The following is a 20,913-nucleotide window of genomic DNA, read 5'->3' on the forward strand; positions in this document are numbered from 1 at the left end:
TAATCCGGTAAATCAATTGATACCACAGAATTTGTTTATCTAAATCTGAACTCGCCTCTAAAATTCGTTACTTGCTACTTCATTGTGCTGTTTCAAAAATGTTTCGCCTTTATCCGATAACTTCGTCCCGCCCCTGCCTTGACGCGCATTGACTAAACCTATCTCCTGCAGTATTTCTAATCGAAGCCGAAGTTGTTGATCGGAAAACGTAATACCAGCATCTCGTAATTTCAGTTTTACTTTTGCACGACCAAAGGATTCGAAATTCCCCTTAGCTTCTTTGTAGACAGCTAAGATTGCTAAACTCTCTTCTAAAAAACCATGTTCTTCAATTTTATCGATAATCGACCTCATTGTTTCTACAGCCAAGGAGTTATACTTTTCCTTCCTATCCTCGACTTTTGAACGCTTATCAGCCTGTTGAACCAATACTTTCTTATACTGAAGTTCGTTTTCATCATTCCACTTTTCTGCCAATGCCAATTGCGATTTATAGAATCTATTCATTAATGAAATCTGTCCCATTTCAGATTTCACGAATTTAGCTGTCTCCAGCACAGTTTTGAAATCCAGTGTCCTTGGGGCAATATCAATCACATTTTCAAATTCCCTCGGAACAAGTTCCTTCTCTCCAGGAGTAACAATCCAATTGATATTGGAAGGCATTAAATTCATAGGATCATAAGCAATATAGTCGTGCTCAAAATAGATACTTTTAAGGGAACGAGCTGTTTCTACAGCATGTTCCATAGTGTCGTTTATGACTAGAATTTGTTGTCCGTTTAGCAGTTTGTACAGGTCTTTCGTTGCTGCTATATTTACTTCGCGCTTGGCAATAATAATTGGACATGATTCCGGTATGAACGGACGAGTTATTCCCTTTAATATCTCTTTAGACAGGATAACAATATCCTGTTCCGCAATGACATCCATTGTAAGCTCTTGGAGCGTGATTGCAGATAACTCAATTTCATCTCCAAATATCTCCACTAATTGATTGACCACGATGTCTAAATAAGCTTTTTGAATTGAAATAACATGAAGTTTTCGCATCTAATTAACCCCGTAATTCTTCTGCAAAATGACAAGCCACAAAATGACCTTTGCCTAATTCCCGGAACTCGGGTACTTGATCTTTGCATAATTGTTGGGCAAAAGGACAACGAGTGTGGAATGTGCATCCAGAAGGCGGATCGGCCGGACTCGGTATATCCCCTTTTAATATAATTCGATCTCTTCTTAAAGTAGGATCCGGAATTGGAACTGCACTTAGTAAAGCTTTCGTGTAAGGATGAAGTGGACCTCCGAACAATCCATCCCGATCAGCCAATTCGACAAGCCTCCCTAAATACATAACCCCAACCCGATCCGAAATATGTTCTACTACACTTAAATCATGCGCGATAAATACATATGTCAAATTATATTGTTCCTGTAAATCTTTTAATAAGTTTAGAATTTGTGATTGAATGGAAACGTCAAGTGCCGAAACCGGTTCATCTGCAATGATAAGCTTTGGATTCACTGCCAGTGCTCGTGCAATACCGATTCGTTGGCGCTGCCCACCACTAAACTCATGGGGATAGCGATTCGCATGGTATCTATTCAACCCGACAACTTCCAATAATTCAATAACACGGTCTGCCCTTTTCGATTTTTCGATATTATGAACGATCAGTGGTTCTTCGATGATTTCTTTTACAGTAAGCCGAGGATTGAGTGACGCATAGGGATCTTGGAAAACCATTTGGAATTCTTTTCGTAGCGGGCGAATTTCATCATCCGTTAAATCGGTGATGTCTTGCCCCTCAAAAATAATTCGTCCTTCCGTCGCATCCAATAACTTCATTAATACTCTGCCGGTAGTGGACTTTCCACAGCCACTTTCTCCAACGATGCTTAATGTCTCTCCCTTTTTCACAGTAAATGAAACACCATCTACCGCTTTTACAAACCCTTTCTTTTTACTGAACAGCTTTTTCTTTATCGGAAAATACTTTTTTATGTTGTGTACTTCCAGCAAGTTCTGACTCATCTTGATGCACCTCCTCGTGTAACCAGCATCTGACAGAATGCTTCACTAATACTTCTTTAAATTCAGGTTCTTTTTCCCAGCATATATCCATTGCATGTGGACATCTCGGGGCAAACTTACAACCTTCCGGCATCCTCGATGGTATCGGAACATTACCCGGAATAGATTGCAATCGTTCTACCCTTTCCCCTATCTTAGGAATAGAAGCCAGTAATCCCTGCGTATAAGGGTGTTTCGGATTAGCAAAGATTGATAGGACATCGCTTTCTTCTACTGCACGCCCCCCGTACATGACCACAACACGATCACACATTTCTGCAACTACACCTAAATCATGCGTAATAAGTAAAATGGCAGTATCTGTTGTTTTCGTCAAGTTACGCATTAAATCTAATATCTGCGCTTGTATTGTCACATCCAGTGCCGTTGTCGGTTCATCAGCTATCAAGACTTTCGGGTTACAAGCCATGGCCATCGCAATCATGACACGTTGACGCATGCCACCTGACAACTGATGCGGAAACTCATGGACAATTTTGTCTGGGCGTGAAATTCCAACTGCTGTTAGCATTTCAATTGATCTAACTCTCGCCTGCTTTTTCGACATCTTTAAATGAAGGATAATAGCTTCTTCCAATTGACGCCCAATTTTAAATACGGGATTCAATGAAGTCATTGGTTCTTGAAATATCATCGCAATTTCATTGCCGCGGATTTTTCGCATTTCATTTTCGCTGATTTTGACAAGATCTCTGCCTTCATAAAGAATTTCTCCACCTGCAATATGCCCGGGTGTGTCTTTCAACAACCTCATAATTGAGAGTGAGGTAACACTCTTCCCGCTTCCCGATTCTCCAACTATGCCAAGTGTTTCACCTTTTGAAACTTCAAAAGAGACTCCGTCCACCGCTTTTACAACACCGGAATCACTTGTGAAATGTGTTTGTAGGTTATTTACTTTCAGTACAGTTTGATCCACTAGAATGCCTCCTTTCTACCAAGTATCAGTCCTTAATTTTCGGATCAAGCGCATCACGTAAGCCATCACCTAGAAGGTTAAATGCAAGTACAGTGATGAAGATTGCGAGTCCCGGAAAGACTGTCACATGTGGTGCAATATTTAAATAATCCCGTCCGCCGCTTAACATGGCACCCCACTCAGGTGAAGGCGGCTGTGCCCCTAGCCCAAGGAAACTTAAGCTTGCTGCTGTTAAGATTGCCGAACCGATTCGCATCGTGAAATAGACAATAATACTAGATAATGTTCCTGGAAAGACATGCTTCCAAATTATTCGACGTGGTCTTGCACCAATTGATTTTGTAGCCTCAACATAGAGGGTTGACTTAACAGCTAGCGTCGAGCTACGTACAATTCGGGCAAATACCGGAACACTGAAAATCGCGACCGCTATGACGACGTTGCTAAGCCCAGGTCCCAGAATTGCAATAATACCGATAGCTAACAAGATTCCAGGGAATGCGAGTAATACATCACACATGCGCATGATAATCATGTCGATTTTTCTACCGTAATAGCCTGCAATAAGCCCTAAAAATGTTCCCCCAATTGCTCCTAAGAAAACGGAAGTTAATCCGACGTATAAAGAAATTTGTGTACCTGCGATAATTCTGCTGAAAATGTCCCTACCATAAGCATCGGTTCCCGCCCAGTGTTGAGCTGAAGGACCAGAAAGTACATTGTCATAATCTGGTTCTGCTATATCGTAAGGCACAAAAAATGGGCCGACAAGTGCAAGTGCAATCAGAAATAGCACAAAAAAGAATGATACAAACGCAAGTTTTTGTTTTTTGAACTTCCTCCAAAACTCAGAGAATGGTGTATTCGATGTAATATTTTCCAAGGTTCGTTGCATATATTCTTCTTTTTTAGACAGTTTTACTTCAACCACTTTGGTCCCCTCCTTACTCATACCGGATCTGTGGATTCAAGATGCCATACAACAGATCAACAATTAGATTAATTACGATGAATTCTAAAGCAAAGATCATCATTTCTGCTTGAATAACCGGGTAGTCACGGTAAGCAACTGAGTCGATTAGTAGTTTTCCTAACCCCGGCCAGCTGAATACAGTTTCAATGACAACTGATCCTCCGAGCAGGAAACCGAATTGCAAACCTGTCATTGTAACAACGGGAATCATTGCGTTTCTTAATCCATGTCCCCACGTAACATTACGTTCGCTTAATCCTTTTGATCTGCCTGTACGGATATAATCTTCTTTCAGCACATCCATCAAAGATGATCGTGTAAAACGTGCGACTACAGCTGCTACACCGGTTCCAAGAGTGAATGCAGGAAGGATATAACTCTTCCATGACTCCATTCCTCCAGTAGGTAGCCAGCCAAGCGTTACGGCGAAAAGTTGGATAAGCATGAGTCCTAGCCAGAATGACGGCAACGATAACCCTGAAACAGCTCCAAACATTCCTAAATAATCCTGCCATTTATTCCTTTTTGTTGCCGAAATTACACCAATCACTAAACCAACAATGACCGCCCACACCATACTCCAGACGGTTAACCAAAATGTCGGCATGAATCGTTCGCCTATCTCATCGCTCACCGGCCGATTTGTTTTTAGTGAATTCCCCATGTCTCCTTTAAAAAGGTTTTTCATATAAGTGACATACTGTTCTACAATCGGCTTATCCAAGCCTAGTTCCTTCCTCACCATCTCCACATCTGCCAGTGTTGCATCTTCGCCGGCAACTAGACGGGCTGGATCCCCAGGAATCATATGTACGAATAGAAAAATTAGAATGGATACAATCAACAGGATCGGGATAATTTCGAGTAGTCTTTTAATGATGAATCGAAACAATTGAACCACTCCTTTGGTATATAGATAGAGCGCTATATATTAATTATATATAGCGCCCTTTTATCAATTCATTACTCGATTTCAATATCTGATACGCTCAATGAACCATCCGGTAACAGATAGATTCCTTTTAGATAGTTCTTCTTACCAGCCAATGTATTGTCAGCAGATAAGAAGACCCAAGGTGCATCATCCCAAACTAATTTCTGTGCATCTTCATAAGCTTTTGCTCGTTTATCCAAATCTGCTGTTTGCAGACCATCTAGAATTAGCTGATCTACTTCAGGATTGTCGTAATAAGAAACGTTATATGACATAGGCGGGAATGCATCTTTGCCCCCAACAAGTGGACGAATACCCCAGTCAGCATCGCCAGTAGACGGTGACCATCCACCATAGTACAATTCAAGCTCAGCATCGTCTGGGTTTTGAACAGACCAAATTTTGTCCGATATTGTGCCTGATTCCATTGGTACAACTTCAACATCTATACCAACTTGTGCCATTTGCTGTTGTAAGAATTCCATTGCCTTAATCGCGCCAGAGCTGTTGCCGCCCCATAGTTTCGCTTTAAAGCCCTTTTCAACGCCAGCTTCTTTTAGTAGGTCCTGCGCTTTTTCAAGGTCAAATGCATAAGGCTCTTGTTTTGAGTAAAACTGAACGTCAGGTGCAATAATGGAATCCAATACAGTTCCTTGATCGTTCATTACAACTTTGACGAAAGCTTCTTTATTAATTGCATAGTTAAGTGCTTGCCTAACTTTAACGTCATCATATGGTGCTTTTAATGTGTTCATAGACATGTAACGAACTACAATAGAAGGCTTACTTTCAACTTCTATACCGTTTTTCCCGTTAATTCCCTCTACTTGTTCAGTGGGAACTGGATAAATGAAGTCCGCTTCACCTGTTTGCAACATCGCAATTCTTGATCCATTTTCCGATACCGGTTTAAATGTGATGGAATCTACTTTCGGGAATCCTGCATTCCAATATTCTTCGTTCTTTTCAATTTTTAGACCTTCACTCGGTTTCCATTCAACAAATTTAAATGCCCCAGTTCCAACTGGATTTCTTGCAACTTCTTTCCCAAACTCTTTTAAAGCTTTCGGGCTGTGCATTAATCCAGCTGGATGAGCGAACGTGTTGATCATCGCGCCGAAAGGTTCTGATAGTGTAAATTTCACTTCATATTCATTAACAACTTCTGTTTTTTCAATTAAAGCGTAGAGGCTGTGTCTCTTCAATCCGCTATTTGGATCTGATAATCTATCAAAGTTCACTTTTACCGCTTCTGCATTAAAAGGCGTTCCATCATGGAATTTCACATTTTCACGTAATTTGAATGTGAATTCAGTTGCCTCAGCATTTGCCGAATACTCTTCAGCCAAAAGTGGAATCACATTCATATCTTTATCAAACCCTACAAGTCCTTCAAGCATTGCTTTTTGAGCTGAGCCAGATAGCGTGTCATTTGTGTCATGTGGGTCCATGCCTGTAAAGTTATCCGCTACAGCAATGACGATATCCTTACCTTCTTTTTTAGCTTTTTCAGCAGGCTTTCCATCCTCTTTACTAGCATCTTTACTGCCCTCTTTTGAATCACTGCTACAGCCGGCTAAAACGAGTAGCATCATTAAGGCCAGTAAAGAAATTAAACCATACGCTTTTTTCATCTTCTTCTCCCCTTTACTAACTTTTTTTATGATAAAATGCATTACGCATTTTTCAATGAAAAGATTGGACTTAATTGTCCGACGACTTCCTGTCTCGCATTCTTCAACTTCGGATAGTGATAATCATGTAATAGTTTAATCTGTTTTTCATTGAGTAAATCGAGCTGTTTTAGCACTTCCACCGCAACAGGCGAAGTTGCTCGACCATTACCATCCTCAATTTTAATGGCAATTCCAAGACCTGTTTCAAGATCTCCTATACAGTAAACTCCTTCAGCCCCGGCTTTTCCAAACATTCTTCCATCTTCAATCCTCATAAAATCTGAACAAAAGCGGTTAGTGCCTCCGACCATTTCTGGTGCTGCCATCATAGCTGCAGTCACTTGCTCAATTGCATTTTTTCTTTTTTCAGGAAATGATATTGGTTTTGCCATCTTTGCAAAACTTAATGCGAGGTTTTTTAGTGGAATGCCATGGACAGGAACTCCGCAACCATCAATACCAATTTCTATCTCATTTAAGGGTGTTTCAGAGATATCACTTATCACTTCCATAATTCTTTTCTGAACTGGATGATCCGTTTTATAGTAATCTTCCAAACTCTCACCCATATGTATGGCTGTAGTTAACATGCCGCTATGTTTCCCAGAACAGTTGTTATATTCGGGCGTGATTTCCTTACCCGCTATAATTAATGCTTCATACGCTTCTGTCCAGCGTGGAGGATGCGTGCCGCATTTCAAATCGTCCGTTCCAAGCCCTAGTCTAGATAAAATGGTTTTTACCCGGTCGGTATGCTGATTTTCTCCATTATGTGATGCACAAGCTAATGACAGATCTGCCTGATTGAATTGATAATGGTCAGCTGCTCCTGTTTCAACAATCGGAATCGCTTGTAAAGGTTTCATTGACGAGCGAGCAAACGTTACCCTATTAGGATTTCCTTTGGAATAGAGAAGTTTACCTTCACTATTCACTACTGCAATATGTCCCCAATGCTCACTTTCAACATTATCTCCTCTTATTACATCTACTAAATGTTCAGCATTCATAGTTGCACCTCTTGTTATCTGTATTTTCTAACTATATTATCTCATGTTACACCTTATTACAACCCTTTATTTAGAATATGCTCCCTATTCTAAAAACTAATCATGGGTTAATGCGTTGATATATGCGTGAATAGGTAAAATATAATACCTAAAGTGGTAAATTTGGACAATCCTTTGATAACAGATACAATGAGCGGACTTGCAATAACAAGTAGCAACGAGTCTGCAGGTAAAATCATGGACGCGTGAAGACCTGTAATTTTAGAGGGCATCGGGTCCAGCATCATATAGAGCTTATATATTGAACATATGAGTAGCTATATAAACTGAGTGTAGGCGATTTAGAAGGGGTAGCGGGGCGGCAGTTTAGGATCCTCTAGCGGATTTTAAGGGAATCTTTTTTCAATCTATATAGTAAGCCAAAGAATTTCCCCACTTTATTCCCTACTATCTTTCGACAATAAAGCGCATCATTCTACATTGTGGATAAAGTTACTAACACTAAACCGACTGATTTATCTATATTGATTAACAATTCCAACAGGTTACTCACATGATATCCACTGCTTTTGTTAATAAGTTTTGATTATTCTTTACTTTCGAGAAACTGACAGTCACCAATACAATTACGACACAATGAAAGTACTCCGAAGAACGCAAACTACCTGATGCCAATAGAAATTCGGCATCAGGTAGCTTACGTGTTCTATTTAAATCTTATTATCGATCATCGCTTCAAATCGAGAAGTCTTCTGGAATGAAAACACGAAGTTGATTCGGTTTGATATATACATCTTCACCTGCTTTCACATTTAGCTCCCGGTATTTCTCTTTCGTCAATTCTGCTTCGAGAAATTGATCGTTATCTTGTCGTTTAAGTTCCACTTGCACAGTGCGCCCCACGACATGTATATGGATAATTTTTGCTTTAACTGCTTCCGCATCTGTACTTTCTCGTTCAATCGTCACATCATGTGGCCTAACATAACCAATAGCCAACTTATTTTCAGCTCTTTCAAGATCTACCGCATCCAAATCGACATGTACATTGAGTAGCTTGCCATTTTGCAAGCGCCCATGAAAAATATTCACATTTCCTAGAAAATCATATACAAACGGACTGTTTGGATGATCATAAACTTCTTCCGGGCTACCTATCTGTTCAATCTTCCCTTCATTCATAACAACAATCCGGTCCGCCACGTCAAGAGCCTCTTCCTGATCATGCGTCACAAATATACTCGTAATATGAAAATCATCATGCAATCTTCGCAACCAACGTCGCAGTTCTTTCCGTACTTTTGCATCGAGCGCACCAAATGGTTCATCAAGTAACAGTACTTTTGGTTCCACTGCAAGCGCCCGAGCTAGTGCAACACGCTGTCTTTGCCCCCCCGATAGTTGAGATGGATAACGAGTAGCAAATGCTTCTAACTTTACAAGTCCTAGTAATTCATTCACTTTCGCAGCAATCTCTTTTTTAGTTGGTCGTTCTTTTTTGGATCGCACTTTCAATCCGTATGCAACATTATCAAAAACCGTCATATGTTTAAACAGGGCATAATGCTGAAAAACGAAACCAACCTTTCGTTCTGTCGTGCGAATATGGGTCATGTCTTCCTCACCGAATAAGACAACCCCATGATCCGCCTCTTCAAGTCCTGCAATTATGCGCAGTAGCGACGTTTTGCCCGATCCAGATGGTCCAAGCAACGCCACGAGCTCTCCTGTTTTAATGTCGAGGTTAATATCTTTCAGTGCATCAAACGAGCCAAACTTCTTCGACACTTCTTTTATTTGAATACTCATTTGGAGACCTCCTTTTCTATCCCTGCTGACTTGTTTTCCATTCAATGAAGTTTTTCAAAACTAGCGTAATAATCGCTAAAATGGACATAAGAGATGCAACAGCGAACGCTGCGGAAAATTGATATTCATTGTACAAAATTTCAATATGTAACGGCATCGTGTTCGTAAGTCCGCGAATATGCCCCGAAACAATCGAGACAGCGCCAAATTCGCCGACTGCACGCGCATTACAAAGAATGACACCGTATAATAATCCCCACTTGATATTTGGCAGCGTGACATGCAAGAATGTTTTAAATCCGCCTGCTCCAAGTGTTAATGAGGCTTCTTCTTCCGCCGTTCCTTGCGCCTGCATAAGTGGGATCAACTCACGTGCAACAAACGGGAATGTCACAAACAATGTGGCAAGCACTATGCCCGGGACGGCGAAAAGAATTTTAATATCATTTGCAAACAAAAATTCACCGAACAACCCGTGGGCACTGAATAATAAAACAAACACGAGACCTGCAATAACTGGTGAAATTGCAAACGGCAAGTCAATCAAGGTAATTAAAAGACTCTTCCCTTTAAATTCAAACTTAGTAATTGCCCATGCAGCTGCAATTCCAAAAATCGCGTTTAGTGGCACCGTAAGTATGGCGACAAGTAATGTTAGTTTGATTGCCGATAGTGCGTCCGGGTCTGTAATTGCAGCTACATAGACGCCTGCTCCCTTTTCAAAAGCTTTTATAAAGATTGCAACAAGCGGTAATACTAGAAAAAGCAATAGAAATCCGAGTGCAATCGCAATTAGCGGAATACGAACCCAAGGCTGAGCATCTGTAGTCCGCTTGCTCCCTTTCTTACTAACCAACTGCCTCTGACTCTGTTCTGCCATGGAATCCCCTCCTAATTATGAACAAGTTTCCGATTAGTCCACCATTGCAACCCGTTAATAAATAACAATATAATAAATGAGAAAATGAGCATGACTGCCCCAATTGCTGTAGCAGCAGCATAATCGTATTGTTCAAGTTTTGTCATAATAATGAGCGGTGTTATCTCGGTCTTCATCGGCATATTACCCGCAATGAAGACCACCGAGCCATACTCGCCAATCGCACGGGCAAATGCTAAAGCAAAACCCGTCATTGCTGCTGGTAAAATTTCTGGAACAATTACTCTAACAAACGTTTGAAAACGATTTGCGCCTAAAATAGCAGATGCCTCTTCCATTTCCCGTTCAAGATTTTGAAGAACCGGCTGCACCATTCGGACGACGAATGGCAAGCCGATAAATGTTAATGCAATCGTAATACCGAGAGGCGTAAACGCAACTTTAAACGATAAAAACTGACCAATCCAACCCTTTTCCGTATACAGTGTTGTTAATGCGATACCCGCAACAGCTGTTGGGAGTGCAAATGGTAAATCTACCAATCCATCAATTATTCGCTTGCCAGGGAACGAATAGCGAACGAGTACCCAGGCAATCAATACACCGAATAGCAGATTAATGCAGGCTGCTGCAAATGCGGTACCAAAACTTATTTTGTACGATGCAATGACGCGTGGTTCTGTTACCGTTGCCCAAAAATCTGACCAGCCCATTGATGAGGTATTAATGAAAATCATGGAGAGCGGAAGTAAAACGAGCAAGCTGAGATACAGCATCGTGAATCCGAGCGATAGCCCGAATCCCGGCAATATACTATGTTTCTTTAATCTCCATTTCTTTGCCATTCCTTCACCTTCACTTCTGTAGTTAAATGTTTTAACGCCTCTACTCCAACTTATCAATTGGATTTTTTAATTAGACACTACTACGGTAGGTATATTTCATCGAAGGTACCGCCGTCATTAAAGTGTTTTTCCTGGGCTTCTTTCCAGCCACCGAAGTCATCGTCAATTGTAACGAAGTTAATGTCTGGGAATTGATCTGCATATTTTTTTAATACCTCTGGGTCACGGGGACGATAGTAGTTTTTCGCAGCAATTTCCTGTCCAGTTTCTGTATACAGGTATTCCAGATAGGCCTGTGCGACTTCTTCTGTGCCTTTCTTCTTGACGATTTTATCCACAACTGCAACTGGCGGCTCTGCTAAAATACTGAGTGATGGGACGATAATTTCAAATTCACCTTTTCCAAGTTCATTTAAGGTTAAGAAGGCTTCATTCTCCCAAGCAAGTAATACGTCTCCAATACCTCGTTCAACAAAAGTTGTCGTTGAGCCGCGAGCCCCAGAATCTAGTACTTCAACGTTTTTATAAAGATCGCCAACAAATTCTTTCACTTTCGTTTCATCCCCATTAAATTTCTTATCTGCATATGCCCAAGCCGCCAAGTAATTCCAACGTGCACCGCCTGATGTTTTCGGATTTGGTGTTATAACGGAAACACCTTTTTTCGTTAAGTCATCCCAATCTTTAATGCCTTGTGGATTGCCTTTTCGAACTAGGAAAACAATCGTTGACGTGTATGGTGTTGAGTTATTTTCCAATCTAGTTTGCCAGTTTTCTGCTAGCAGGTCACGGGCGGCGGCGACTTCGTCAATATCGTAAGCAAGGGCCAGTGTGACAACGTCTGCTTCTAGACCGTCAATTACTGCTCGACCTTGTTTTCCTGATCCACCATGCGACTGCTGAATAGTCACTTCCTGTCCGGTTTCATCTTTCCAATGTGCAGCAAATTCTTTATTAAACTCCTCGTATAACTCACGCGTTGGATCGTAGGATACATTTAACAGCTCGACTGAATTCTTCTTTTCAGCAGAGGCAGTTTGATCCCCACTTTTTTCAGTACCACCACATCCTGTTAAAATCCCAACCGTTGCAGTGATGCCCACTAAAAACTTGATTATTGTCGTATTTTTCTTCATCCTATTAACCTCCACTTCTATTTTCAATTCTTTATAAGAACCCTTTTTGATTGGTTTATGATTGTATCTTCATTTGTCTTCATTGCTCAAGTTGTTGACTTTTTAAAGAAAACCGTCTCTTTTCCAGCCGATCAATATGCTTAATTTGCGAGTCATGAATAACTATTTCCACCGATCCGCATTTGATTTCTTTCACTGACAGTACAATACACTCAATCCATTGCTCATCGATTTGTTTTTCTACCATGTGAGGCCTCCTATTTTCATTTTTAATATCTCAGCTAATGTAGTCGATTATTATAATAAAAGGCTCCAAGAAGCCTATATTCACAAGAATAATAGATTTCAAGGAGCCTTCAATCGTCTGATCAGCAGCCTTTTATATGCAGTTTTCATATCTGAGTAAACGAATTAGCCTTTTTATGGAGAGGGACGTTTAGGACATTTAAGAAGCGAAACATAACTATACTGCACAATAAAAACCTCCCATTATATTTCTTTCGTCCACATACATTCCTTACGTGGCTGACACTGTCTATGATTTTAAACAAACAAAAAGGCTCTCAACATTAAATTCGGTTGAGAGCCTTCGGTTTTCCGATCAGCTACTATCTTTTTACTATGAAAGACCAAGGGAGAGGTTCCTATACAGACTCTTTCTCTGGTTTTATTAAATTCATTTCAACGACTGGATAACTTGCTCCGAACACTAATCAGCAACGGTACCTCTTCAATAACCAAGTAACTCTATATGTTTTGTTAGATTAATAAGATTATAGCGTATCCTTTCTAATCTGTCTAGACGCATTTTTAAAATAAAGGAGTGAATTACAATTAACCCGTATAATTACAACTAATTACCTATATTTGTTAACATAAAGAATCCTCTCAACAACGCTCGGCGCTTGGGATGCCTTCGCTCAGTTTGTATAGCGAATCATTTGTTTAACATATGTTACTTAGCCAAAGTAAACCCGTAAGTGACTACTTATTTTTGTGATAAAACACTAGATACCCTATGTACAGGTGCTTTTGAATCGCTTTGGACTAAACGACTACTCTACAATTATCGGGATGTTTGACTGCTTACTCCTTCTTTATAGCATTTCTTTTCGAATGGAAGACAGTGTCACTTTCTATCTGTTAGCATAAAACTCTCCTTCACACATGACTGTGGATAAAGTTATTAACATCACTCAGACCGAATTATCTGTATTTATTAACATTTCAAACAAGTTACTCACAGGATATCCACCGCTTTTGTTGATAAGTTTGATTATTCTATACTTATTATTTAATTCAACTACACCTTGCTAGTTTCTCCCAATCTATCTATCATAGAGATAGAAACTAGAATAAAGGGGCATACTTAAGATTGAAGAAATTTATACTGTTTTTCCTACTATTACTTGTAGCATTTCCAACTTTCACAGAAGCAACTGAAGCATCAACTGTCAAATCGATAAAAATTACCGAAACCACTCCTGTTTTCGATGACTACCAGAAGGTCGCTGTATTCCTAAAAGGTACTTCACACACCGTGGTAAATGAATCGAACCTTTTTTATCATACGTTCATTGGAAACGATCAAGTTAAACTCTCGAAAAAGAAAGCTGTAATTATTAAGGATCCACCGAATAACTGGAAAGCTGCACATCCAGTTCGAGCCAAGACTTCAAAGCCTGTACAAATCTTGGATCGCCCAGCAGTTAAAGCGAATAGCATTGGACACATCCAACCGAATATGACGATTAATGTACAAAGATTAAAGGGTAATTATTATCCCGTCTTAATAGGTGGTAAAACGGGGTATATACATAAGAACGAGCTGCTCATCGAACCTGGTATCCCTGTCTTGATGTATCACGATCTTGTGCGTAGTAAAACCGACCAAAATGCATCAACATTAGAAATTGCTAAGTTTAAAGAGCAGATGGACTATTTGAAGGCAAACAACTGGACGACACTCACTCCACAACAGTTAGAATCTTGGGTTGCTAAAAAGGGAACACTTCCAAAGAAGTCAGTTCTAATCACATTCGATGACGGCTACAAATCGACAATTGACTTAGCCTATCCTATTTTGAAAAATCACGGATTCCAAGCTACTTCTTTCCTGATTACAAGTCGTATCGATCGAATCAGCACGGTTTCAGAACAAGATATCATTCAGACACAGGATGTCTATTCCTATCAAAACCACACACATTTATTCCATATGTTTAATTCATTTACCAACCTAAGCCTGTTACAATATGAATCGGAACTAGCAATCTTTGAGGACATCCAAACAGCAAATGAAACCATCGAACAAATTATTGGCGGGGACTATCAAGTTATGGCCCACGCATACCCGTATGGAAAACGCAGTTTGGCGGCAATTTACGCCTTACAATCCGCCGGGATAACGAGTGCGTATACAATTGATGAGGGCAATGTCTTCCAGGGAGATTCCCTCTTCGATCTAAAACGTCAGCGCATTCACTCCAACATGAACTTGAAGCAATTTGCGGATAAATTGCAAGGAAGATAAAATTTCTTTGCTAGATGACAGCCATCCGGGACTCTGTTCTTATAATCAAAAAAGATGAAACCTTTCCCAACTCACGGGGAGGTTTCATCTTTTATTTCTTATATTCCGGAAGTTTACTTATACGCCAACCTGATTTCCTCACGTATTCGTACGTAACTTCGAACGTATCAAATTCCCCTGTATAGCCTACGGGTACTCTCACTTCGAATACGCTTTTATTCTTTTTCGATTTCACCAATTTTGCTGTCGCCTCACTCCACTGAAGAAGCGATTCACCGTCAACCTCTACCTGCGCCAACCTCCTTTGTTGTTTAATAAAATTTTGGTCCTTCATAAATTGTTTGGCAACTTTTTTTGTTACTGACTTCTCTAATTCGACCCTCATTTCCTTCTTCGTATCCAAGTGGCTAGCCATGTAGCGATATGTCTTACCTTTATAGTTGAACCTCATATATTCCCCTTCTATATAAACCCCACCTGCTTGCACAAGACTCGCCGTCGCCGCCCAACTTGCAGCAATCTCCACCGCTTTCTCCGAATGAACTTCACTTTCTTCCACCTCGGCAACAGCCGATTGCTGGCAAGCAGTACATAACAACAGCAATAGCGACAAGCTAAATAGCCACAACTTTTTCAATTCCATGCCACCTCTCATATATTTATAACTTTCAAGTCGTATGTATATTGAACAAATAAAAGTCTATATAATCTTAGGTGGGAGGCATCCCCTAGCACCGTAACGAATTCAACCTACATATGTTGAACAAATGAATACGGCGCATGCGCTTTACAAGGGCTTTTAGGAGGCCTTTGAAAAAGTCCCAATACTTAGAACTAATTAGAATTCCTGCCAATACCGCTTGGACGCTTTGTGGATGCCTCCCGCGATAAGCCAGAAAGAAGATCGCTTTCAGTCTTATCGCTCCGGCTACCACGAAGTCGCGCCTGCGCTGGATGGTCTATTTGAGAAAGAGCTTTTCATTATCTGCGATGAAATCTGCAACCTGGAGTGTGTCTTTCTTGAATATAAATAGTATCAAAAAGTAATCACCTTATAGTCTCGGCATATACATCTCAAAATTACATTTCTCTCGATAATGAACACTCTAGCGCAGGCGCGACAAAGGGGTCGCCGAAGCTGTAAGACCGGATGCGAAGCGCTAATCCAGGCTTATGGCGAAAGGCATCCCAAAGCGCCAAGCGTTCTACAATCCACAACGAATTACAATTCTCTCCTTATTATGCGCTACCGTAGATTCAATGGGATTCTTTAATTCAACATATATATAGCTGTAAGTCCTACCAATTATGTATATGCGAGTAAAGGGAGTGATACGTATTGAATTTAAGAAAAGCGCTGGAATCTAGACAATGAAAAAAACGCAATTCGCTTTGAAGTCTGCGCATTGCGTTTTACTTTTCAGTGTTGTTAAATCACATGAAAGTTTCTCCACTGTCGTAATTAAATTGCCAAATAATCCCGAACTTGTCCGTTAATTGGCCGTAGGATTTGCTCCAGGGTGTCTCTTGGAGTTCCATAACTACTTTGCCGCCTTCTTTCAGTTTACTAAATGCAGATGTAATCTCTTCTAAATCCTTACTAACGATTGCGAGGCTAATGTTATTGCCTTCAATAAATGGCATTCCAGGAAACACATCTGAAAACATAACATTGCTTCCGCTAATATTCAGACGGGAGTGCATAACAAGATCTTTCGCTTCTTCTGGAAGTGGATATTCCGGATTAGGTGGCATTTCTCCGAATGTCATTATTTTCGGGTTTTCTATTCCAAATACCTCAGCATAAAAATTCACCACTTCACGACAATTCCCGTTAAAATTAAGATAAACATCAACAGCCATTACCATCACTCCTTCGATTTTTAACTAATCTTTATTGTTAAGTGTCTTGTCCCAATAGTGTAACACTTCTTTTGTTTCGGTGTCATGCGAGGTACTTTCACGCGGTCAAATCGTAAACCGCGCCTGCGCTGGATGGTCTTATTTGAAAAAGCGCATTTCATTATCTGTGATGGAATCTGCAACCTAGAGTGCGGATTTCTTGAATATAATTTTATATGTTGAATCCGGTATATATACTGAGCGAAGGCGCCTTAACAGGGGTAGCCAACCGAACAACGAAGAGTTCGGTTTGTATAATTTCTGCGTTCTTTGCAGAAATTATACAGTTAATGCCAAGAGGTTATTCCAGATAGGTTAAAGAATACCTCATCTGGCTTATGGCGAGAGGCATCCCCTAGCGCCGTAGCGGTTCAATGGAATTCTTTATTTCAATTTATATAGTATCAACTAGTTGATTGTAGTGAAGAGCGGCGACTCCAGCGGGAACAGCGCGAGCTGAAGACCCCGCAGGAACGCAGTGACGAGGAGGCTGAAGCCGTGCCCGCGGAAAGCGTCCGCTCGGAACGGAAATCAACGGGATTGAAGGAAATCGTACTTTTTCAGTGCCCTCCGAATTATAACTCTCTCCTTATTAAGCGCTACAGTAGATTCAATGGGATTCTTTAATTCAACATATATGGTTTTTTCTTTTTTTAATAAAGAAGTGTCACTTTCAATAAGACATCACATGAATTAGGTCCATAATCTTTACTAAAAGTATGAAAGGAACGCATTATACAACTTGCAAGTGTGCCCGAAATTGCATCTTCGGGCACTTACACACTACATAGAATGTCATCCATTTTTTCTTCCAAAACTACTGCATTTTTCACTTGAATAGTTAGCCGAAAATAGTCCAGTGAAAATCAAGGTCATCAAGCCCTTCTCACCAGAATTTTATGCAAATAAATGTTTAATCAACAGACCGGAATGAAACATTAAAAAGCAGCATCCCCGAACCTATAACTAGTTCTGAGATGCTACTTTTTATCCGTTCATCATTCACAGTTTGCCTACCATCCACCCATTCAACACATCAACAATTAAAGAACCTTCTAAAAGAAAAAGGTAGATCGAAAAAGCAATTCCAAAAATGACAATATAGGCGAGGACGCAGTACAGCGGATCAATCCCCTCTTCTGCTTTGGTCAGTAATTTTATCAGAATATACAGCGGTATGATAAAAAATGCAAATAGGAGTGCAAACGATAGAAGAAAGTTACTGTAGGTGTACGCTTTTAATGGGAGCAAAATAAAGGATATCAATACGAGGAATGTGGATGGGATAAGATGCGTTCCGTAAATGCCAGCGATACTTTTGAATGAGTGTTCAGAACCGAGAAACTTAATCGTTAGGAACAATGATGCGATAATAATTGCTGTGCTGATAAACACAAATAATAAAGAACTACCAATCACTGAGGTAAATGACAGTTCGTGCGAAGCTTCAAGAAATGACGATGCAACACGTTTCATGGAGGTAAATAAAAATAAACCAATAATAAATGCCATAGTTACTATATTTATTATGCCATTCAAAAACTCCTTTTCACCTTGTTTAAGCGCCAGAGAAGGTTGCCTCAAATAGTTCAGGAAATAGTTCCAGTACATTTTAGATGCATTTTTAACCTTTTCGATGTATTCATTTGATTGTTGGTTATATCTTGCAGATGACCGATTTCTTGTTTGCTCCCCTTCAATCAGAATGTCGCCCAAAACCACGCCACAAACCGCACAGAATTTACCTTCACTTTGTTCATGTCCGCAATTTATGCAGTGCAATCCATGCCCTCCCATTCTTAGTCATTAATAAAATTCACTTTTCACTAATTACCACACAGCAACTTGATTATTCTACTCTATTCCTTCAACCCGTACTTATATTCTTAAAAACCTATTTTTAATGCAATTACCGAAATAACTTAAAGGGATTCGCCTAATCAGGACAGATAGAATGCATATTACTCAAATATTCATGTTTATTCTGTTTGTTTTAGAATAGACATAATAACTATTTCACACCAAAATTCATCAGAAATCCAAAAAAATGTTTCGACAAAATCTGCGTTTTTAACATCTGTGGATAAAGTTGCTAACGTTATACCCACCACTCCCTATGTATCCGTAGCCATTACAAACATATTAACCACAGCTTACCCACCGTCAACTGTGGATAAAGGAACAGTTGTTCTTAATCCGAATCTTTGGTAGATTAAGAGTACAACCTTGTTACATATCATCTTATGCATACACATTTCAATATAGTACACATAATCTATAATCTATACGATTGGAGGTGGAACCCCAGATGAGTAAATTACCTGATGACTTGTTGATTGAATCCTATTTCAAGGCAAAAGACATCAAACTATGCCCTCACTTTATTCAATTGTTAGAAGCGGAAATTCGTCGACGCTCTTTACACTATGAAGTTCAAATTTCTTCTTGATTTTATAAATTTCTTAAAATGAATTTCATATTCCAAGAAAAAAAGCACCAGGTTTCACCCAACTTTATATTTCTTAAAGTCGACGAAAACCCGGTGCTTATTTATTTAACCGATACTTCTAAGTATACGCCTTGTTTCATCGGTTTATTTTGCGTATTTTTATAAAGCGGATGAATCACAAGTACATATCTACTTCCCGCTATCAATGGTTTATTCGGAACAACAGTAACTGTAGTTGCATTCACAACCTTTATAGAAGCCCCGATCTCTTGTCCTCCCAATTGGATAAGTTGAACCGTTTTTTTATCGATGTTTTTCCAATTCATTGTTGTATTCATTTCAACCGTAAACTTCTTGCTGACGGGGACATTCACAAGTTCAGGAAGCTGTTTGTATCCCTTCAGCTTTTTAAGTAACTGATCATGATGGGACACTTCGAGCTCAGCCTCTTTTTTGGTTATGACATCCGGCTTAACACCCACTTTATCTACTGATTGTCCGCCCGGCGAATAAAATCTTGCAGTCGTCATTTTCAACACACTGCCATCATCAAATCCATACATCGCTTGCATCGTACCTTTACCGTAGCTCGTTTGACCGTATAAAGTAGCCGTCTTTTGCTCTTTCACTGTCGCAGAGACCATTTCCGAAGCACTCGCACTGTATTCATTAATCAAAACATGCGTTGGTCCGTTAAACTTTCTTGGTTGAATAGTCGACGGATAAGTCATCGGCTTACTGTTCTTTTCCCTTAATTGAAACGCGTTTACTGTATTTGGAAAGAACCCCGCAATGTCCTGTGCAGCTGTTATGTAACCGCCGCCGTTGTTACGCAAATCAACAATCCATCCATCTGCTTCGCTTAAAGATTGAATTGCTTTGTTCATTTCTCTCGAGGATTCCATTGCAAAACTGTTCAGTCGAATGTAGGCAATATTGCCGCCAAGCATTTCATATTCAACATTCGGCAGCGTAATCTCTTCCCGCGTAATTTTTTTGGTGATAGGGTCTCGTTGGCCAATCCGGTTAATCGTTACCGTAACCACTGTTTTTTCTTCTCCGCTAATTAACGATATCGCAGTCTGAATTGACTTCCCTACGATGCTTTTCCCATTTACATGTGTAATCACATCACCCGGTTGTATTTCCGCTCTCGCTGCAGGCCCTTCCGGAATAACCGAAATGACTTTAACACCTTTCAAATCCTCTTCTAGCACAACACCAATTCCAACTATCCGCTGCTCAATCCCATTTACGAATCCTTGGTACTCCTTCGCACTCATATAGACGGAATGGGGATCGAGATGCTTTGTAATCTCATTAACTGTGCCCTTAGACAACACCGATTCCGGCACGTCATCGACATAGAAATCACGCACCAATTGCCGGATTTCATCAAGCGGTTCTGCTGACGCGGAAGTTACCTGTGGAAGTAATACGAATAGCATGGCAAATAACAACACAAATGATTTCAGGCTTATCTTCACGCTGATTAATCCCTCCTATTAATTTCAACTTTCTTCTATTATACGCTTTTCATTGATAGGCTCCAAGTTAGATTAAAAGTATTCGGATAACTATACGAGTAATGTTCGAATTGAATCATATATGTTGAAATAAAGATACCCTTCAAATCCTCTACGGCGCTAGGGGATGCCTCCCGCCATAAACCCAGCAGCTTCGGTTATCCCTTATAAGGCGCCTTCGCTTGGGTTATACAGGTAATCATTTGTTCAACATATTTAGCAACAC

The 20,913-nt window shown here is 40.1% G+C and carries 18 protein-coding genes; 2 read left to right on the forward strand and 16 right to left on the reverse strand.

The features are described from left to right. Window positions 1-57: 57 nt before the first annotated feature. From MKY15_RS03375 to MKY15_RS03430, 12 genes are all read right to left on the reverse strand, one after another. Window positions 58-1,053 (reverse strand): winged-helix domain-containing protein, encoded by a 996-nt coding sequence (locus tag MKY15_RS03375; RefSeq protein ID WP_338655355.1) that lies wholly within the window; start codon window positions 1,051-1,053, stop codon window positions 58-60. Between the two features lie 4 nt (window positions 1,054-1,057). Further along, on the reverse strand, window positions 1,058-2,035 hold the full coding sequence (locus MKY15_RS03380) for a dipeptide ABC transporter ATP-binding protein (protein ID WP_342538968.1): 978 nt from the start codon (window positions 2,033-2,035) through the stop codon (window positions 1,058-1,060). Next, on the reverse strand, window positions 1,965-3,014 hold the full coding sequence (locus MKY15_RS03385; protein WP_338655353.1) for an ABC transporter ATP-binding protein: 1,050 nt from the start codon (window positions 3,012-3,014) through the stop codon (window positions 1,965-1,967). Before MKY15_RS03385 ends, MKY15_RS03380 begins: the two co-directional genes overlap by 71 nt. Window positions 3,015-3,039: 25 nt before the next feature. Then, window positions 3,040-3,909, reverse strand: a complete 870-nt coding sequence (locus tag MKY15_RS03390; protein WP_187047977.1) for an ABC transporter permease subunit — start codon at window positions 3,907-3,909, stop codon at window positions 3,040-3,042. 49 nt (window positions 3,910-3,958) lie between these two features. Beyond that, window positions 3,959-4,879 (reverse strand): glutathione ABC transporter permease GsiC, encoded by a 921-nt coding sequence (gene gsiC / locus MKY15_RS03395; RefSeq protein ID WP_187045709.1) that lies wholly within the window; start codon window positions 4,877-4,879, stop codon window positions 3,959-3,961. Between the two features lie 71 nt (window positions 4,880-4,950). Next, window positions 4,951-6,555, reverse strand: coding sequence for a glutathione ABC transporter substrate-binding protein (locus MKY15_RS03400; protein ID WP_342538969.1), 1,605 nt, complete (start codon window positions 6,553-6,555; stop codon window positions 4,951-4,953). 41 nt (window positions 6,556-6,596) lie between these two features. Continuing rightward, window positions 6,597-7,607, reverse strand: a complete 1,011-nt coding sequence (locus MKY15_RS03405) for an asparaginase (RefSeq protein ID WP_187045711.1) — start codon at window positions 7,605-7,607, stop codon at window positions 6,597-6,599. A 735-nt stretch (window positions 7,608-8,342) separates the two neighbouring features. Next, window positions 8,343-9,416 carry a sulfate/molybdate ABC transporter ATP-binding protein gene (locus MKY15_RS03410; protein ID WP_342538970.1) on the reverse strand — a complete coding sequence of 358 codons (1,074 nt, stop codon included), beginning with the start codon at window positions 9,414-9,416 and terminating at the stop codon, window positions 8,343-8,345. A 16-nt stretch (window positions 9,417-9,432) separates the two neighbouring features. Continuing rightward, window positions 9,433-10,296, reverse strand: a complete 864-nt coding sequence (gene cysW, locus MKY15_RS03415; RefSeq protein WP_338655343.1) for a sulfate ABC transporter permease subunit CysW — start codon at window positions 10,294-10,296, stop codon at window positions 9,433-9,435. 11 nt (window positions 10,297-10,307) lie between these two features. Further along, window positions 10,308-11,141, reverse strand: a complete 834-nt coding sequence (cysT, locus tag MKY15_RS03420; RefSeq protein WP_342538971.1) for a sulfate ABC transporter permease subunit CysT — start codon at window positions 11,139-11,141, stop codon at window positions 10,308-10,310. A gap of 80 nt (window positions 11,142-11,221) precedes the next feature. Next, complete coding sequence (locus MKY15_RS03425) at window positions 11,222-12,277, reverse strand: sulfate ABC transporter substrate-binding protein (protein WP_342538972.1); 1,056 nt, start codon at window positions 12,275-12,277, stop codon at window positions 11,222-11,224. Between the two features lie 79 nt (window positions 12,278-12,356). Then, window positions 12,357-12,524, reverse strand: a complete 168-nt coding sequence (locus tag MKY15_RS03430) for a YezD family protein (RefSeq protein WP_082786694.1) — start codon at window positions 12,522-12,524, stop codon at window positions 12,357-12,359. Between the two features lie 1,128 nt (window positions 12,525-13,652). Between MKY15_RS03430 and MKY15_RS03435 the strand changes: the two genes are divergently transcribed. Then, complete coding sequence (locus tag MKY15_RS03435; RefSeq protein ID WP_342538973.1) at window positions 13,653-14,810, forward strand: polysaccharide deacetylase family protein; 1,158 nt, start codon at window positions 13,653-13,655, stop codon at window positions 14,808-14,810. A 91-nt stretch (window positions 14,811-14,901) separates the two neighbouring features. Here MKY15_RS03435 and MKY15_RS03440 read toward each other — a convergent pair whose 3' ends face one another. The 3 genes from MKY15_RS03440 to MKY15_RS03450 form a co-directional block, all read right to left on the reverse strand. Further along, window positions 14,902-15,447: a DL-endopeptidase inhibitor IseA family protein gene (locus MKY15_RS03440; protein ID WP_338655335.1), complete on the reverse strand. Its 546-nt coding sequence runs from the start codon at window positions 15,445-15,447 to the stop codon at window positions 14,902-14,904. A 797-nt stretch (window positions 15,448-16,244) separates the two neighbouring features. Continuing rightward, window positions 16,245-16,673, reverse strand: coding sequence for a VOC family protein (locus tag MKY15_RS03445; protein ID WP_338655333.1), 429 nt, complete (start codon window positions 16,671-16,673; stop codon window positions 16,245-16,247). 1,041 nt (window positions 16,674-17,714) lie between these two features. Next, window positions 17,715-18,494, reverse strand: coding sequence for a hypothetical protein (locus MKY15_RS03450; protein ID WP_342538974.1), 780 nt, complete (start codon window positions 18,492-18,494; stop codon window positions 17,715-17,717). A gap of 526 nt (window positions 18,495-19,020) precedes the next feature. Between MKY15_RS03450 and MKY15_RS03455 the strand changes: the two genes are divergently transcribed. Continuing rightward, the gene (locus tag MKY15_RS03455; protein WP_342538976.1) at window positions 19,021-19,161 is read left to right on the forward strand and encodes a sporulation histidine kinase inhibitor Sda; all 141 of its coding nucleotides are present in this window, start codon (window positions 19,021-19,023) and stop codon (window positions 19,159-19,161) included. Between the two features lie 101 nt (window positions 19,162-19,262). Here the strand turns inward: MKY15_RS03455 and MKY15_RS03460 are convergent, their stop codons facing one another. Next, complete coding sequence (locus MKY15_RS03460) at window positions 19,263-20,648, reverse strand: S41 family peptidase (RefSeq protein WP_342538978.1); 1,386 nt, start codon at window positions 20,646-20,648, stop codon at window positions 19,263-19,265. Between the last annotated feature and the right edge of the window lie 265 nt (window positions 20,649-20,913).

Source organism: Sporosarcina sp. FSL K6-1540, assembly GCF_038620285.1.
Taxonomy (GTDB): Bacteria; Bacillota; Bacilli; order Bacillales_A; family Planococcaceae; genus Sporosarcina; species Sporosarcina psychrophila.